Origin of the sequence: Salmonella sp. SJTUF15570, from assembly GCF_043357055.1 — a bacterium.
Classification (GTDB): domain Bacteria; phylum Pseudomonadota; class Gammaproteobacteria; order Enterobacterales; family Enterobacteriaceae; genus Salmonella; species Salmonella enterica.
Genome location: NZ_JBEUKJ010000007.1, coordinates 200,696 through 216,349, shown reverse-complemented (window position 1 = coordinate 216,349; position 15,654 = coordinate 200,696). Strand labels below are relative to the sequence as shown.

Annotated in this window: 13 protein-coding genes; 9 read left to right on the top strand and 4 right to left on the bottom strand. The window is 55.5% G+C overall.

What is annotated here, in order from left to right; genetic code table 11:
- Position 1: 1 nt before the first annotated feature.
- Entirely contained in the window at positions 2-1,354 is a 1,353-nt protein-coding gene (envZ, locus tag ABVN44_RS16045; RefSeq protein WP_001253818.1) for a two-component system sensor histidine kinase EnvZ, read from the bottom strand.
- Complete coding sequence (gene ompR / locus ABVN44_RS16040) at positions 1,351-2,070, bottom strand: two-component system response regulator OmpR (protein ID WP_001157751.1); 720 nt, start codon at positions 2,068-2,070, stop codon at positions 1,351-1,353. The genes envZ and ompR overlap by 4 nt, the downstream gene beginning before the upstream one ends.
- Positions 2,071-2,295: 225 nt before the next feature.
- Here ompR and greB point away from each other — a divergent pair, with 225 nt between their 5' ends.
- From greB to ABVN44_RS16010, 6 genes are all read left to right on the top strand, one after another.
- The gene (greB, locus tag ABVN44_RS16035) at positions 2,296-2,769 is read left to right on the top strand and encodes a transcription elongation factor GreB (protein WP_000856695.1); all 474 of its coding nucleotides are present in this window, start codon (positions 2,296-2,298) and stop codon (positions 2,767-2,769) included.
- Positions 2,770-2,867: 98 nt separating this feature from the next.
- Complete coding sequence (locus ABVN44_RS16030; RefSeq protein ID WP_023231795.1) at positions 2,868-5,198, top strand: Tex family protein; 2,331 nt, start codon at positions 2,868-2,870, stop codon at positions 5,196-5,198.
- A gap of 436 nt (positions 5,199-5,634) precedes the next feature.
- Entirely contained in the window at positions 5,635-5,862 is a 228-nt protein-coding gene (gene feoA / locus ABVN44_RS16025; RefSeq protein WP_001160955.1) for a ferrous iron transporter A, read from the top strand.
- An 18-nt stretch (positions 5,863-5,880) separates the two neighbouring features.
- Positions 5,881-8,199: a Fe(2+) transporter permease subunit FeoB gene (gene feoB / locus ABVN44_RS16020; RefSeq protein WP_000736973.1), complete on the top strand. Its 2,319-nt coding sequence runs from the start codon at positions 5,881-5,883 to the stop codon at positions 8,197-8,199.
- 12 nt (positions 8,200-8,211) lie between these two features.
- Positions 8,212-8,448, top strand: coding sequence for a [Fe-S]-dependent transcriptional repressor FeoC (gene feoC, locus ABVN44_RS16015; protein ID WP_000157590.1), 237 nt, complete (start codon positions 8,212-8,214; stop codon positions 8,446-8,448).
- 234 nt (positions 8,449-8,682) lie between these two features.
- On the top strand, positions 8,683-9,597 hold the full coding sequence (locus tag ABVN44_RS16010; RefSeq protein ID WP_000235955.1) for an Rpn family recombination-promoting nuclease/putative transposase: 915 nt from the start codon (positions 8,683-8,685) through the stop codon (positions 9,595-9,597).
- A 35-nt stretch (positions 9,598-9,632) separates the two neighbouring features.
- On the opposite strand, the gene bioH is transcribed toward ABVN44_RS16010, so the two are convergent.
- Positions 9,633-10,403, bottom strand: a complete 771-nt coding sequence (gene bioH, locus ABVN44_RS16005) for a pimeloyl-ACP methyl ester esterase BioH (protein ID WP_000998146.1) — start codon at positions 10,401-10,403, stop codon at positions 9,633-9,635.
- Between the two features lie 37 nt (positions 10,404-10,440).
- On the opposite strand from bioH, the gene gntX reads away from it, so the two are divergent.
- The 3 genes from gntX to gntT all read left to right on the top strand — a co-directional run bounded on the left by gntX (position 10,441) and on the right by gntT (position 13,451).
- On the top strand, positions 10,441-11,124 hold the full coding sequence (gene gntX, locus ABVN44_RS16000) for a DNA utilization protein GntX (RefSeq protein ID WP_000958732.1): 684 nt from the start codon (positions 10,441-10,443) through the stop codon (positions 11,122-11,124).
- Between the two features lie 58 nt (positions 11,125-11,182).
- Complete coding sequence (nfuA, locus tag ABVN44_RS15995; protein ID WP_000619387.1) at positions 11,183-11,758, top strand: Fe-S biogenesis protein NfuA; 576 nt, start codon at positions 11,183-11,185, stop codon at positions 11,756-11,758.
- A gap of 376 nt (positions 11,759-12,134) precedes the next feature.
- Entirely contained in the window at positions 12,135-13,451 is a 1,317-nt protein-coding gene (gntT, locus tag ABVN44_RS15990; protein WP_001131741.1) for a gluconate transporter, read from the top strand.
- Positions 13,452-13,569: 118 nt separating this feature from the next.
- Here gntT and malQ read toward each other — a convergent pair whose 3' ends face one another.
- Positions 13,570-15,648, bottom strand: a complete 2,079-nt coding sequence (malQ, locus tag ABVN44_RS15985; protein ID WP_023231796.1) for a 4-alpha-glucanotransferase — start codon at positions 15,646-15,648, stop codon at positions 13,570-13,572.
- Between the last annotated feature and the right edge of the window lie 6 nt (positions 15,649-15,654).

The window sequence follows — 15,654 nt, the reverse complement described above, 5'->3', positions numbered from 1 at the left end:
CCTATGCCTCTTTTGTCGTCCCCTGGACGCGAGCCACAGGAACCGGCAGCCAGGCGCGAATTGACAAGCCGCCACGCTCGCTGGTGCCAATCTCCAGCATCCCGTTATGGTTATCGATAATGCGCTGCACAATCGCCAGCCCCAGCCCTGTACCGCTGGTGCTACGGGCGCTGTCGCCGCGCACAAAAGGCTGGAACAGATGTTTACGCTGCTCCGGCTTAATGCCCGGCCCGTCATCTTCTACCTGGAACCAGGCGCGATGCGACTCGGTGCCGCTGCTGACCTTAATCCAGCCGTTGCCATAGCGGGCAGCATTGACCACCATATTCGCCACCGCGCGCTTAATCGAGAGCGGGTGCATTTTCACCTGGATACTGCCTGCCTGAAGCGCAGTGTTAATCTCACGCTCATAGCCGCTTTCCGCCGCAATCACCTCGCCCAGTACGGAATTGAGATCCGCCATCTCCATTGGCATTTCCTGACCGGTACGCAGATAGTCAATAAACTGTTCGATAATGGCGTTACACTCTTCGATGTCTTTATTGATCGACTCCGCGAGATAGCCGTCTTCCTCGCCCATCATCTCCGTCGCCAGACGAATACGGGTCAGCGGCGTGCGCAAGTCGTGGCTGACGCCCGCCATCAATAGCGTACGGTCATCGGCCAATTGCTTCACGCCGGCTGCCATATGGTTAAACGCCCGGGTCACAGAGCGCACCTCAGAGGCGCCATATTCACGCAGCGGCGGCGGAATAATTCCCTTCCCTACCTGCAAGGCGGCATGTTCAAGATCCACTAACGGTCGATTCTGTATACGAATAAACAGCCACGCGCCGCCTATCGCCAGGAGCATGATCGCCAGCGTGTAACGGAAAAGCGGAGAAAAATCGCCCTGATGAATCTCGGTCAGCGGCACGCGCACCCAGATATTGGGCGACAGCCAGGTTTTGAGCCACACGACAGGCGAGCTTTTGTTGACCTCAACGCGCACTTCCGTCGGGCCGCCTAATTGCTGCGCCATCTGGTGGCTTAAGAATTCGTAGTGTTGCGCCCAACGCAGCCCGGCCTCTTCAGCGGCTTCGTTGGTGTAGAGAGAGATCCCCAGCTCGCGATAGATTTCCCGGCGAAACGCAGGCGGCACGACTAACTGCGTGCCGTCCTCCAGTTGCAGCTTATCGGTCATCAGCATACGGACTTCGTAAGCCAGAACCTTATTAAACTGCTGGAGGCTCGGCAAAATCGCGAAGTTCAACACCACCAGGTAGGTCGTCACCAGGCTGACGAACAGCAAGGTGACGATGAGCAACAGCGTGCGGGCAAATGAACTTCGCGGCGAGAAGCGCATTCGCCTCATGCTTTAGAACCGTCCGGTACAAAGACGTAGCCCAGGCCCCAGACGGTCTGAATATAACGCGGATGCGCCGGATCTTCTTCCACCATACGGCGCAGGCGGGAGATCTGGACGTCGATGGAGCGTTCCATCGCGGAATACTCGCGGCCACGGGCCAGATTCATCAGCTTATCGCGAGAGAGCGGCTCGCGCGGATGGCTGACTAACGCTTTCAGTACCGCAAACTCCCCGCTGGTCAGCGGCATCGGTTCATCTTCACGGAACATCTCGCGCGTACCGAGGTTCAGTTTAAACTTACCGAACGCGATAACGGCCTCTTCCTGCGACGGCGCGCCGGGCAGTTCGTTTGCCTGACGACGTAGCACAGCGCGAATACGCGCCAACAGCTCGCGCGGGTTAAACGGTTTAGGAATGTAGTCATCGGCGCCGATTTCCAGCCCGACGATACGGTCAACCTCTTCACCCTTCGCCGTGACCATAATGATCGGCATTGGATTACTTTGACTACGCAGGCGACGACAAATCGACAGACCATCTTCACCTGGCAGCATTAAATCCAGTACCATGAGATGGAAAGATTCACGGGTCAGCAGACGATCCATCTGCTCGGCGTTAGCGACGCTTCGAACCTGGAAGCCCTGCTCGGTCAGATAACGTTCCAGTAGCGCCCGCAGACGCATATCGTCATCAACCACCAGAATCTTATAATTCTCTTGCATTGTCTGTACTCCCAAAGGTTCGCAACAAATGTAAGTGTGTATTCTTAAAAAAGCTCACGTGAGTCACCAGCAAATTCTGGTATGAATTTCAGGCTAAATTGTTACAAAGCATATTTAACAGCAGCTTAAATATACAATTAATCGGCAACCCCATTATTTATTCTGTCGGGACGATCACGTTATACCCCGTGTGCGCAATATCGACAGCAAAGGTAAATCAACGAGATGAAAACGCCCCTGATCACCCGCGAAGGGTACGAAACACTCAAACAAGAGCTCAATTATCTCTGGCGTGAAGAGCGCCCGGAGGTCACCAAAAAAGTGACCTGGGCTGCGAGTCTGGGCGACCGCAGCGAGAATGCCGACTATCAGTATAATAAAAAGCGCCTGCGTGAGATCGACAGACGCGTCAGATATCTGACCAAATGCATGGAAAATCTCAAAATCGTGGATTATTCCCCGCAGCAGGAGGGCAAAGTCTTCTTCGGCGCCTGGGTGGAAATCGAAAATGATGACGGCGATACGCTGAAGTTCCGCATTGTCGGCTACGATGAAATTTTCGGACGTAAGGATTACATCTCTATCGACTCGCCGATGGCGCGGGCGCTACTGAAAAAAGAAGTGGGCGATCTGGCGGTGGTCAACACCCCTGTCGGCGAAGCAAACTGGTACGTCAATGCGATCGAATACGTCAAATAAGACAAGAAGAATCCTAAGCCCCCGCTGATGGCTGGCATTTTTGCCAGCCAATCCGTATAACTATCCCCTGATTTTTATCCTGAAGACGAAGCTAACCCATGATGAATGATTCTTTCTGCCGCATTATTGCGGGTGAAATCCAGGCAAATGCCGGACAGGTTGAAGCTGCCGTTCGCCTGCTTGACGAAGGGAACACCGTGCCGTTTATCGCACGTTATCGTAAAGAAATCACCGGCGGTCTGGATGACACGCAGTTGCGTAACCTGGAAACGCGTCTGGGCTATCTGCGTGAGCTGGAAGACAGGCGTCAGGCCATCCTCAAGTCCATTTCCGAACAAGGCAAACTGACCGATGAGCTGGCTGGCGCCATCAACGCTACGTTAAGTAAGACCGAGCTCGAAGACCTCTACCTGCCCTATAAACCTAAACGCCGCACCCGTGGACAAATCGCCATTGAAGCCGGCCTTGAGCCGCTGGCCGATCTGCTCTGGAACGAGCCGTCCCACGATCCTGACGTGGAAGCGGCAAAGTACATTGATGGCGACAAAGGCGTGGCGGACACGAAAGCCGCGCTCGACGGCGCACGCTACATTCTGATGGAGCGCTTTGCCGAAGACGCCGCATTGCTGGCGAAAGTGCGTGATTACCTGTGGAAGAACGCCCATCTGGTCGCCACCGTCGTGAGCGGCAAAGAGGAAGAAGGGGCAAAATTCCGCGACTATTTCGACCATCATGAGCCCATTGCTAACGTCCCGTCTCACCGTGCGCTGGCCATGTTCCGTGGTCGTAACGAAGGCATTCTGCAACTTTCGCTCAATTCCGACCCACAGTTTGATGAGCCGCCAAAAGAAAGCTACTGCGAGCAAATCATCATGGACCATCTCGGCCTGCGGCTAAATAACGCCCCGGCGGATAGCTGGCGCAAAGGCGTAGTGAGCTGGACGTGGCGTATCAAAGTCTTAATGCACCTCGAAACCGAACTGATGGGCACCGTGCGCGAACGTGCGGAAGACGAAGCGATTAACGTGTTTGCGCGTAACCTGCACGACCTGCTGATGGCAGCCCCCGCAGGCCTGCGCGCCACGATGGGCCTTGATCCTGGCCTGCGTACCGGCGTAAAAGTCGCTGTCGTTGACGGCACCGGCAAGCTGGTGGCGACGGATACCATTTATCCGCATACCGGTCAGGCGGCCAAAGCGGCTACCGTGATCGCCGCGTTGTGCGAAAAATACCACGTCGAACTGGTCGCGATTGGCAACGGTACGGCCTCGCGTGAAACCGAACGCTTCTATCTCGACGTACAGAAACAGTTCCCGAACGTGACGGCGCAGAAAGTGATCGTCAGCGAAGCGGGGGCGTCCGTGTATTCCGCTTCTGAGCTGGCGGCGCAGGAGTTTCCGGATCTCGACGTCTCCCTGCGCGGCGCGGTCTCTATCGCGCGTCGTCTACAGGATCCGCTGGCGGAACTGGTGAAAATCGATCCGAAATCGATCGGCGTCGGCCAATATCAACACGATGTCAGCCAGACCCAGTTGGCCCGTAAGCTGGATGCGGTGGTCGAAGACTGCGTAAACGCCGTCGGCGTCGATTTGAATACCGCCTCCGTGCCGCTGCTGACCCGCGTCGCAGGCTTAACGCGCATGATGGCGCAAAACATCGTCGCCTGGCGCGATGAGAACGGTCAGTTCCAGAACCGCCAGCAACTGTTGAAGGTGAGCCGTCTGGGGCCGAAAGCGTTTGAGCAGTGCGCGGGCTTCCTGCGTATTAACCACGGCGATAACCCGCTGGATGCGTCCACCGTCCACCCGGAAGCCTATCCGGTTGTCGAACGCATTCTGGCGGCGACGCAGCAAGCGCTAAAAGATCTGATGGGCAACAGCAACGAATTGCGTCACCTCAAGGCCGCTGATTTTACCGACGATAAATTCGGCGTGCCAACCGTGAGCGATATCATCAAAGAGCTGGAAAAACCGGGCCGCGACCCGCGTCCTGAATTTAAAACCGCGCAATTCGCCGATGGCGTTGAAACCATGAACGACCTGCTACCGGGGATGATTCTGGAAGGGGCGGTCACTAACGTCACTAACTTCGGCGCGTTTGTCGATATCGGCGTTCATCAGGATGGCCTGGTGCATATCTCCTCCCTGTCGAATAAGTTCGTCGACGATCCACACACCGTGGTAAAAGCTGGCGACATCGTGAAGGTGAAAGTGCTGGAAGTGGATCTGCAACGTAAGCGTATTGCGCTGACGATGCGTCTGGACGAACAGCCCGGCGAAACCGCCGCTCGCCGCGGCGGCGGCGCCGATCGCGCGCAGGGCAACCGCCCGGCGTCAAAAGCGGCGAAACCGCGCGGTCGTGACGCCCAGCCAGCCGGTAACAGCGCCATGATGGACGCGCTGGCAGCGGCAATGGGGAAAAAACGCTAATCGGGTAATACGCAGGCCGGGTTACTTCTTATCCGGCCTGCGATTTTGCAATACGTCCAACCCTTTCTTTTTTAATTAACAATTAAATCTTACCCATTAGAATCTGTTAATTAATTTTCTTCTGCTATCTGCACTATTAATTATCACTTTATTAACAGATGAAACCTTAATTAAACATTAAAAACGGTGGATATTTGCACATTAGGGGTATTTGCAAAAAGACAAATAAATGTTGAGCCATATCAACATCGGCGCAAATTATCGCTTATTTGTACATTCCGTCACATTTTAATCGTTGAAGATAGAAACCATTCTCATTATCATTGTGTTGTTGATTATTTACTCTTTCCTTCGTTGGCTAAACATCGGGTCTCCTGCCGCCCCCCTGAGCGCCGCATGAGGTATACATCCAGTTAGTAAGAAACAAGTAGGTCGTATGCAATTCACTCCTGACACTGCGTGGAAAATCACCGGCTTTGCGCGTGAAATCAGCCCGGCGTATCGTCAAAAACTGCTTTCGCTCGGCATGTTGCCCGGCTCTTCATTTAATGTCGTCCGCGTCGCGCCCTTAGGCGATCCGATCCATATCGAAACACGACGCGTGAGTCTGGTTTTGCGTAAAAAGGATTTGGCGTTAATAGAAGTGGAAGCGGTTTCCTGTTAATACAGTGAGTCTATAAAAATGAAAAAATTAACCATTGGTTTAATTGGTAATCCTAATTCCGGCAAGACCACCTTATTTAACCAACTCACCGGCGCGCGTCAGCGCGTGGGGAACTGGGCGGGCGTCACCGTCGAGCGTAAAGAGGGCCAGTTCGCGACAACTGACCACCAGGTCACGCTGGTAGATTTACCCGGCACCTATTCTCTGACGACCATCTCGTCACAAACCTCTCTCGACGAACAGATCGCCTGCCACTACATCCTGAGCGGCGACGCCGACCTGTTGATAAACGTTGTGGACGCCTCCAATCTGGAGCGCAACCTCTATTTGACGCTGCAACTGCTGGAGCTGGGTATCCCCTGTATTGTCGCGCTCAACATGCTGGATATCGCCGAAAAACAGCAGGTTCGTATTGATGTCGACGCTCTGTCCACGCGTCTGGGTTGCCCTGTCGTACCGCTGGTATCGACTCGCGGCCGCGGTATCGAGGCGCTGAAACTGGCCATTGACCGTCACAACGCTAACGACAACGTCGAACTGGTGCATTATGCCCAGCCGCTGCTGCGCGAAGCGGATTTCCTGGCCGACGCGATGGCCCAGGAGATGCCTTTACAACAGCGCCGCTGGCTGGGTCTGCAAATGCTGGAGGGCGATATCTACAGCCGGGCTTACGCAGGCGAGGCGGCGCAAAACCTGGACACCTCCCTGGCCCGTCTGAAGGACGAAATGGACGACCCGGCGCTGCATATCGCCGACGCCCGTTACCAGTGTATCGCCGCTATTTGCGACGTGGTAAGTAATACCCTGACAGCCGAACCCAGCCGCTTCACCAGGGCGGTCGATAAAATTATCCTGAACCGCTTCCTCGGCTTACCGATTTTTTTGTTCGTGATGTACCTGATGTTCCTGCTCGCCATTAACATCGGCGGCGCGTTGCAACCCCTGTTTGATGCCGGTTCCGTCGCCATCTTTATTCATGGCATTCAATGGATTGGCTACACGCTGCACTTCCCGGATTGGTTAACCATCTTCCTGGCGCAAGGTCTTGGCGGCGGGATCAATACCGTCCTGCCGCTGGTGCCGCAAATCGGGATGATGTACCTGTTCCTCTCCTTCCTTGAAGACTCCGGTTATATGGCGCGCGCGGCCTTCGTCATGGATCGCCTGATGCAGGCGCTGGGACTACCGGGTAAATCCTTCGTGCCGCTGATTGTCGGCTTCGGCTGTAACGTACCTTCCGTGATGGGCGCCCGCACGCTTGACGCTCCGCGCGAACGCCTGATGACCATCATGATGGCGCCGTTTATGTCCTGTGGCGCGCGCCTGGCGATTTTCGCCGTCTTTGCCGCCGCCTTCTTCGGGCAAAACGGCGCGCTGGCGGTCTTCTCGCTATACGTGCTGGGTATTGTCATGGCGGTATTAACCGGCCTGATGCTGAAACATACCATTATGCGCGGCGAAGCCTCTCCGTTTGTGATGGAGCTGCCGGTTTACCACGTACCGCATATCAAGAGCCTGATCATCCAGACCTGGCAACGCCTGAAAGGTTTTGTACTACGCGCCGGTAAAGTCATTATCATCGTGAGTATTTTCCTGAGCGCGTTTAACAGTTTCTCGCTGAGCGGCAAAATCGTCGATAACATTAATGACTCCGCCCTCGCCTCTGTAAGCCGGGTCATCACACCAGTCTTTAAACCGATCGGCGTCCATGAGGATAACTGGCAAGCGACCGTGGGTCTGTTTACGGGCGCCATGGCGAAAGAAGTTGTCGTCGGTACGCTGAACACGCTCTACACCGCCGAAAATATTCAGGACGAAGCGTTTAATCCTGCCGACTTTCACCTCGGCGATGAACTGCTGGGCGCGGTTGACGATACCTGGCAAAGCCTGAAAGACACCTTTAGCCTGAGCGTACTGGCTAATCCGATCGAAGCGAGTAAAGGCGACGGCGAAATGGCGACCGGCGCGATGGGCGTGATGGATCAAAAATTCGGCAGCGCCGCGGCGGCGTACAGTTACCTGATTTTCGTCCTGCTTTACGTACCGTGTATCTCGGTAATGGGCGCTATCGCCCGCGAGTCCAGCCGCGGCTGGATGGGCTTCTCCATCCTGTGGGGGCTGAATATCGCCTATTCGCTCGCCACGCTGTTCTACCAGGTTACCAGCTTCAGTCAACACCCGACATACAGCCTGATCTGTATTCTGGCAGTGATCGTCTTTAACGTTGTGGTGTTAAGCCTGTTACGCCGCGCCCGCAGCCGTGTAGACATTGAACTGCTGGCAACCCGCAAAAACGTCAGTTCCTGTTGTTCGGGCACTGCGGGCAATTGTCACTAAGGGATGTAAAAAATGGCTTCATTGATACAGGTTCGCGATCTACTGGCGCTGCGGGGGCGTATGGAGGCAACGCAAATCAGCCATACGCTGCACGCTCCGCAGCCCATGATCGACGCCATGCTGAATCAACTGGAGATCATGGGTAAAGCGGTACGTATCCCGGAAGAACCGGACGGCTGCCTTTCAGGCAGCTGTAAAAGTTGTCCGGAAGGTAAAGCCTGCCTGCGCGAATGGTGGACCTTGCGTTAGCCTTCGCCGGGTAGCGACGTAACGCGTCTTATCCGGCCTTTATCCCGCGTTATGTTGCCCGGTACGCGTCACGCTGCCGGGCAATTTTGCGTCATGCCTTCCACAAAGATGAAAGCGTTACCGCCGTGCGCATTTATCTCCCCACGCGCCTCGCAAGCGCGCTAATCCTCTACTGCAATCAGCCCGGTCTGCGCGTAGTGTCACGCCATTGAACTTCACCGATGACGGATCGATATGGCGACCTCAACAACATCCACGCCGCATGACGCGGTATTCAAACAGTTTCTATGCCACCCCGATACTGCACGGGATTTTTTGGAAATTCATCTCCCGACGACATTACGTCAAATCTGTAATCTGAATACGTTACGGCTGGAGTCCGGTAGCTTTATTGAAGAGGATTTACGCCCCCATTATTCCGATATTCTTTGGTCGCTGGAAACAAGTGAAGGTGAAGGTTACATTTACGTGGTTATTGAACATCAGAGTACGCCGGACGCGCATATGGCATTTCGGCTGATGCGTTACGCAATGGCTGCAATGCAACGGCACCTGGAAGCCGGGCATAAGACGTTGCCGTTAGTGGTGCCAATGCTGTTTTATCACGGAAACCGCAGCCCGTATCCGTTCTCATTATGCTGGCTGGATGAATTTGCCGACCCGGTGATGGCGCGTAAGCTATACGCCACCGCCTTTCCTCTGGTCGATATTACGGTCGTGCCGGACGACGAGATTATGCGACACCGACGGGTCGCGCTGCTGGAACTCATACAAAAACACATCCGCCAGCGCGATCTGATGGGGCTTGTCGAACAGCTGGTCGCCCTGCTGGTTAAGGGATACGCTAATGACACCCAGCTTCAAAGTTTGTTTAATTACATGATGCACACTGGCGACGCCGCGCGCTTCAATACGTTTATCCGCCAGGTGGCTATGCGTATCCCACAGCATAAGGAGAAGATCATGACTATCGCAGACAGATTACGTCAGGAAGGACATCGTAACGGGTTACAGCAAGGCAAGCAGGAAGGCCAACGGCTCGCCGCATTGCGCATTGCCCGCTCCATGCTAAACGATGGTTTCGATCGCGATACCGTGCTTAGGGTTACCGGGCTGGCGCCTGCCGATCTGGCGTCTGAAAGCCATTAATCTGGCAGAATGGTCCGGGCCCGGCAACGCCCTGGTTACAGCGATGATTTTAGCGTCATCAGCGCCTGACAAAACGCCGCCGGATGCGAGATAAACGGCGCATGGGCCGCCTTCGCCATTATCTGTGATGTACTGTGCGGCCATAACGTATCGAGCAAAGGCACGATTTTACGCGGCACCAGACCGTCCAGATAACCATACAAACGCAAAAACGGCATGTTCACATTTTTAAGCGCTTCTCGTAGATCGACCGTTTTTAAGATTTCCAGTCCGCCATTGAGCACCTCTACATCCGGCATAGGCTGCGCCAGCACCACGCTTTTTAAGGTGCGGGCATCCTGACGCGCCGTCTCCGTCCCTAACGTTTGCAGCGCCAGAAAACGCTCCACCGTGCGCTGAAAATCGTCGCTAAGCTGCTGCTGGAATCCGCCGAGGATTTCTGGTTTTATTCCCGGCCACCCCTCACGCGCGCTAAAGCATGGCGAAGAGGCGACAGTCACCAGCGCCTGGACGCGTTCAGGGTGGGTGAGCGCCATCTGACTCGCCACCAGGCCACCCAGGCTCCAGCCAAGCCAGATAGCCTGGTCCGGCGCGTTTTTCGCTACCTGCGCCGTCATCTCTTCAAGCGTCATGGCGCCAAACCCCGAGCTGCGACCATAGCCCGGCAAGTCGACCAGATGCAGCGTAAAATGCGAGCCGAGTTCCTCGCGAATGCAATGCCACACCTCCGCGTTCAATCCCCATCCGTGCAGCAGCACAAGATGACAATTTCCCTCGCCGTAGGTCTGCCACCAGATGTCATTCATCAGTTACTGTTCTCTTTTGTCTAACAAGGATGCACCTATGCTAACAGTACCGGGATTATGCTGGCTATGCCGAATGCCGCTGGCGTTAAGCCACTGGGGGATTTGTTCCGTATGCGCGCGCGCCGTTCGTCAGCGCGTCAGCCTGTGTCCGCAATGCGGATTACCTGCCGCGCATCCTTCGCTCCCCTGTGGTCGCTGCCTGCAAAAACCTCCGCCCTGGCAGCGTCTGGTGAGCGTCAGTGACTATACACCGCCCTTGAGTTTACTGGTGCATCAGCTTAAATTTACCCGCCGCAGCGAAATTGCCGCCGCACTGGCGCGTCTACTGTTGCAGGAAGTCCTCATGGCGCGCCGCAGCACTGGCTTGCAGCTTCCCGACAGAATCGTCAGCGTTCCGCTCTGGTCGCGCCGACACTGGCGGCGGGGGTTTAACCAAAGCGATCTGTTATGCCAACCGTTAGCGCACTGGCTGGGCTGCGCGTGGGACAGCCAGACCATCACGCGGGTACGGGCGACCGCAACACAACATCATCTCAGCGCCAGGTTACGTAAGCGCAATTTGAAAAACGCGTTTCGCCTTGAATTGCCGGTACAGGGTCTCCATATGGTTATTGTGGATGATGTCGTCACTACCGGAAGTACCGTCGCGGAAATCGCGCAACTGCTTTTGCGCAACGGCGCAGCGACTGTCCAGGTATGGTGCCTGTGTCGAACCTTGTAGAGCCTCGATGATGGGCGTATTATAACCAACTAAAATAGTCAACTATTAGGCCATTACTATGATCCGTATTTCCGATGCTGCACAAGCGCACTTTGCCAAACTGCTGGCAAATCAGGAAGAAGGGACGCAAATCCGCGTATTTGTCATTAATCCCGGCACTCCTAACGCAGAGTGCGGCGTTTCTTATTGTCCGCCCGACGCCGTAGAAGCCACCGATACTGCACTGAAATTTGACCTGTTGACCGCTTATGTCGACGAGCTGAGCGCGCCCTATCTGGAAGACGCGGAAATTGATTTCGTGACCGACCAGCTAGGTTCTCAACTTACATTGAAAGCGCCAAACGCGAAGATGCGCAAAGTGGCCGATGACGCACCGCTGATGGAGCGCGTGGAATATGCTCTGCAATCGCAGATTAACCCGCAGTTGGCGGGCCACGGCGGTCGCGTCTCGCTGATGGAAATTACCGATGAAGGCTATGCAATTCTGCAGTTTGGCGGCGGTTGTAACGGTTGCTCGATGGTTGACGTCACGCTGAAAGAAGGGATCGAGAAACAGTTGCTGAATGAATTCCCGGAACTGAAAGGCGTTCGCGATCTGACCGAACACCAGCGCGGCGAGCACTCATACTACTAAGATTTTCCCCGCATCCATGCCCGATGGCGCTTGCGCCTGTCGGGCCTTGTCTGCCCCACCGTAGGCCGAATAAGGCGTCTACGCCGCCATCCGGCGCTATCAACCACATCTCATAACAATGGCCCTTCTTCTTTCGCCGATAACATGACCTGTGTCTCATAATTTAAATTTTGCCTGCCAGGGTCATTTTCAACACCCATATGTTACCCGTATCATTCTTATGGGCACCTAACATCCATATAACATCTGACTACGCTCATTCGTTTCAACGGTAATCAGTATTGGTGCTATTGCGACTCTGTTCCCGTCGGGAACAACAGGAATTTGTCGTCGAAACAATGACGTTACCCATAACAAAGTAAAGGCCAGGTAAATCATGCCATTAGTCATCGTTGCTATCGGTGTTATCTTGTTACTTCTTCTGATGATCCGCTTCAAAATGAACGGGTTTATCGCCCTTGTCCTGGTAGCGCTCGCTGTCGGGTTGATGCAGGGAATGCCGCTGGATAAAGTCATCGGCTCCATCAAAGCCGGTGTCGGCGGTACGCTTGGCAGTCTGGCCCTGATTATGGGGTTCGGCGCCATGCTGGGCAAAATGCTTGCCGACTGCGGCGGCGCTCAACGTATCGCCACTACCCTGATCGCGAAATTTGGTAAAAAGCATATTCAGTGGGCCGTAGTGTTAACCGGCTTTACCGTCGGCTTCGCTCTGTTCTATGAAGTGGGCTTCGTTCTGATGCTGCCGCTGGTATTCACCATTGCCGCAGCAGCGAATATCCCGTTACTGTACGTCGGCGTGCCGATGGCCGCGGCGCTTTCCGTCACACACGGCTTCCTGCCGCCGCACCCGGGTCCAACCGCGATCGCCACGATTTTCCATGCCGATATGGGTAAGACGCTGCTGTTTGGTACGATTCTGGCAATCCCGACCGTGATCCTTGCCGGACCGGTTTACGCCCGTTTCCTGAAAGGTATCGATAAGCCGATCCCGGAAGGCCTGTACAGCGCGAAAACTTTTACGGAAGAAGAGATGCCGGGCTTTGGCGTCAGCGTCTGGACGTCGCTGGTTCCGGTGATTCTGATGGCGATGCGTGCGGTTGCCGAGATGATTCTGCCAAAAGGCCACGCTTTCCTGCCCGTTGCCGAGTTCCTGGGCGACCCGGTAATGGCTACGTTAATTGCCGTACTGATTGCGATGTTCACCTTTGGCCTGAACCGCGGGCGTTCAATGGATCAGATTAACGATACGCTGGTCTCTTCCATCAAAATTATCGCCATGATGCTGCTGATCATCGGCGGCGGCGGCGCGTTCAAGCAGGTGCTGGTCGATAGCGGCGTGGATAAATACATCGCTTCAATGATGCATGAAACCAATGTCTCTCCGCTGTTGATGGCGTGGTCTATCGCGGCGGTGCTGCGTATCGCGCTGGGCTCTGCGACTGTCGCGGCGATTACCGCAGGCGGCATTGCGGCGCCGCTGATCGCCACTACCGGCGTTAGCCCTGAACTGATGGTTATCGCAGTCGGTTCCGGGAGCGTGATTTTCTCTCACGTCAACGACCCGGGCTTCTGGCTATTCAAAGAGTATTTCAATTTGACTATCGGCGAGACCATTAAATCCTGGTCGATGCTGGAAACGATCATCTCCGTCTGCGGCCTGATCGGCTGTCTGCTACTGGGTATGGTGGTTTAAGCGAGGCGGCTTGTAGGCCGGATAAGGCAGCAATGTGCGCCAGGATTGCCTGATGGCGCTGCGCTTATCAGGCCTACGTGCTCTCACCATCATAAAGCCGGGGAAATCCCCGGCTTTATTACTTCTTCTTCGCGGCCGCTTTTCGGCGCTTATCCAAATCCTTAATCAGCTTGTTTACACCCTCATCGGCAAACATCTGCTCCAGCGTGGCGGTGAGCTTCCGTCGCCAGTTTTTATACTGATCGCTGGTGCCCGGTACGTTAACCGGATCGGCCATATCCAGCCAGTCCTCCGGCTGAAGCCCCAACAGACCGCTGTTACTGTCGGCGATGTAGCGCTGAAGCCCGCGATTTAGCGTTGGCGTCATCGACATTAACGATGCCTTATGCCCGGCGCGTTTTGGCAGACAACCATATTTATGCAGCGCGTCCAATAGCCCCTGTTTCGCCCGCTCGCGATCCTCATACAGCCCGCGCAGAATCACTTCATCCGGATAAAGCCCCAGAGCTTTACCCAACGTCAGGTCACCGCATTCCCAATAGCCGCGCAGCGTGGGGAGATCGTGCGTCGAGGCGACAGCCATCGATTGTTGCGGATACGCGCCTGGCGCGCGGAAGTTTTTCTCAAGGTCATTTTCAAACCACAGCACTTTATAAGAATAGACCCCGCTATCGCGCAGCTTGCCGACAATCTCAACTGGCACAGTCCCCAGATCTTCGCCTATCACCATACAACGGTGACGTTGGCTCTCCAGCGCCAGAATAGCCAACAGATCGTCAACCGGATACTGAACATATGCCCCGCGATCCGCGGTTTCGCCATACGGTATCCACCACAGACGCAGCAACGACATGACATGGTCAATGCGCAACGCGCCACAGTTTTGCATATTGGCGCGCAGCAGGTCGATAAAGGGCTCATACGCCCGGGCGACAATAATATGCGGGTCCATTGGCGGCAGCCCCCAGTTCTGACCGAGCGGGCCGAGGATATCCGGCGGCGCGCCGACAGATGCTTTCAGGCAGTACAGCTCCCGATCGCACCAGGTTTCCGCGCCGCCTTCCGCTACGCCAACCGCCAGATCGCGGTACAGACCAATCGGTAGTTTAAAACTCTGGCAGGTATCCCAGCAGGCGGCGAATTGGCGCCAGGCCAGCCACTGAAGCCAGAGGTAAAACTCCACCTCTTCGCGGTGCGCTTCACAGAATTGTTTGACAGCGGGAGACTCTATCGACTGGTACGCCTCCGGCCAGGCTGGCCAGCCCCAGCGCTGCTCATCCTCTTTTACCTGATACGCATGCAGCGCGTCGAATGCCGCCTGCCAGTAAAGGCTCTCGCCTTCGCGGGCGATAAAGTGACGAAACTCCGCCATTTGCGCATCGTCGCGAGCGGCAAACCGCGTCCACGCCATCCGCAGCGCCGTGATTTTCAGCGCGGTAACGGTAGCGTAATCCACCCATTGCGCATCGCGCGCTTGTCGCAGCTTTTGCTGTGTGGCGGGCATTTGCCACCATGCCTGCGCCTCTTCGCTCAGGCGGAAATCTTCGACGGCGTTGACGTCGATATATATCACGTTCAGCCAGCGACGAGACGAGGGGCTGTAGGGACTGGCGCTCTCCGGATTCGCCGGATAAAGCGCGTGGATCGGATTCAGGCCGATAAACGCGCCGCCGCGTGTCGCCACATCGACCAGCATCGACTTCAAATCGCCGAAATCGCCAATACCCCAGTTTTTTTCTGAACGCAGAGTATAAAGCTGGACGCAGGCCCCCCACAGTTTTTTCCCTTCCAGCAGCGCCTGCGGCTCATAGCATCGCGGCGGGGCAACGATAATACGGCAGTGCGTACGCTGTTCATCCTGAGTCAACGTCAGGGTGTGGTAGCCCTCCGGCAATGTAGCCGGCAGGTTAAGTTTTTTACCGCCCGTCACGCGCCCTTTGTAATGCACGCCCTCTTCCGTAGTCAGCAGCCAGGCAAACTCACCGCGCCCCTCAACCGGCAACGCCATTTTTTTACCCGCGGTATAAACCTTCACATTCGGCACGACCGCCTGTGGTCCTGTTGTCGTGCCGTGCATCGCCGCCAGCAAACGTCTCTTGGTTTCAGCGCCAATAGACTGCGGTTTGCCATGAGCATTGATGTAACTGGGGCTGATCCCCGCCGCCAGCGCGGCACTATCGAGACGTTTATTTTCCATCGCGCT